The following is a 1,150-nucleotide window of genomic DNA, read 5'->3' as shown; positions in this document are numbered from 1 at the left end:
ATTAGGCACGCCGCCAGCGTTCGTCCTGAGCCAGGATCAAACTCTCCGATAAAGTACGATGACTAATCATCAAGTTTGATGTCTCTGACATCAAAAAGTTAAAAATTTGTTTCATTGACGGGATATTTTAAAATATCCCACTTCGCTTGGCTTTTTGTTTAGTTTTCAAAGGTCAAAATATCTTTGGTGGAGCCTAGCGGGATCGAACCGCTGACCTCCTGCGTGCAAAGCAGGCGCTCTCCCAGCTGAGCTAAGGCCCCTTAAATAGTGGTCGGGAAGACAGGATTCGAACCTGCGACCCCTTGGTCCCAAACCAAGTGCTCTACCAAGCTGAGCTACTTCCCGTTTTAAATAAGATGGTGCGCCCTGAGAGATTCGAACTCCCGACCTTTTGATTCGTAGTCAAACACTCTATCCAGCTGAGCTAAGGGCGCATTTATATTAAGATTACAGAAATGAAAATGGTGCCGAGGGCCGGACTTGAACCGGCACGGTAATCACTTACCGCAGGATTTTAAGTCCTGTGTGTCTGCCAATTCCACCACCCCGGCAGGACTTTATATATGAGTAACTGTTATAAATAATATGGAGCGGAAGACGAGATTCGAACTCGCGACCCCCACCTTGGCAAGGTGATGTTCTACCACTGAACTACTTCCGCAAAGTGGTGCGGGTGAAGGGAGTCGAACCCCCACGCCCGAAGGCACTAGATCCTAAGTCTAGCGCGTCTGCCAGTTCCGCCACACCCGCATAAAAATGGTGAGCCATGAAGGACTCGAACCTTCGACCCTCTGATTAAAAGTCAGATGCTCTACCAACTGAGCTAATGGCTCTAAATAATGGTGCTGGCCAGAGGACTTGAACCCCCAACCTACTGATTACAAGTCAGTTGCTCTACCAATTGAGCTAGGCCAGCAGAAAAATATAGAATTTTCAAAAAATCATGGTGGAGGATGACGGGCTCGAACCGCCGACCCCCTGCTTGTAAGGCAGATGCTCTCCCAACTGAGCTAATCCTCCAAATGATTGCCCAGCGACGTCCTACTTTCACAGGGGGAGATCCCCCAACTATCATCGGCGCTGGAGAGCTTAACTTCCGTGTTCGGCATGGGAACGGGTGTGACCTCTCCGCGATCGTCACTAGACATAT

General features: G+C 49.1%; 9 tRNA genes and 1 rRNA gene. All 10 read right to left on the bottom strand.

Annotated features, from left to right (window positions below):
• Positions 1-184: 184 nt before the first annotated feature.
• Positions 185-260 (bottom strand) — tRNA-Ala (locus CR194_RS20070).
• Between the two features lie 8 nt (positions 261-268).
• A tRNA-Pro gene (locus CR194_RS20065) sits at positions 269-345 on the bottom strand.
• A 12-nt stretch (positions 346-357) separates the two neighbouring features.
• Positions 358-434, bottom strand: a tRNA-Arg gene (locus CR194_RS20060).
• Positions 435-462: 28 nt separating this feature from the next.
• Positions 463-551, bottom strand: a tRNA-Leu gene (locus tag CR194_RS20055).
• A 35-nt stretch (positions 552-586) separates the two neighbouring features.
• Positions 587-661 (bottom strand) — tRNA-Gly (locus CR194_RS20050).
• A gap of 4 nt (positions 662-665) precedes the next feature.
• A tRNA-Leu gene (locus CR194_RS20045) sits at positions 666-750 on the bottom strand.
• A 7-nt stretch (positions 751-757) separates the two neighbouring features.
• A tRNA-Lys gene (locus CR194_RS20040) sits at positions 758-833 on the bottom strand.
• Between the two features lie 7 nt (positions 834-840).
• Positions 841-916 (bottom strand) — tRNA-Thr (locus CR194_RS20035).
• 28 nt (positions 917-944) lie between these two features.
• A tRNA-Val gene (locus CR194_RS20030) sits at positions 945-1,020 on the bottom strand.
• Positions 1,021-1,028: 8 nt separating this feature from the next.
• Positions 1,029-1,145: ribosomal RNA gene (rrf, locus tag CR194_RS20025) — 5S ribosomal RNA — on the bottom strand.
• Positions 1,146-1,150: the final 5 nt, after the last annotated feature.

It is taken from the genome of Salipaludibacillus keqinensis, from assembly GCF_003226325.1.
Lineage (GTDB): Bacteria > Bacillota > Bacilli > Bacillales > Salisediminibacteriaceae > Salipaludibacillus > Salipaludibacillus keqinensis.
Note: the sequence above shows the minus strand (reverse complement) of the source record. Positions and strands in the feature narration are given on the sequence as shown.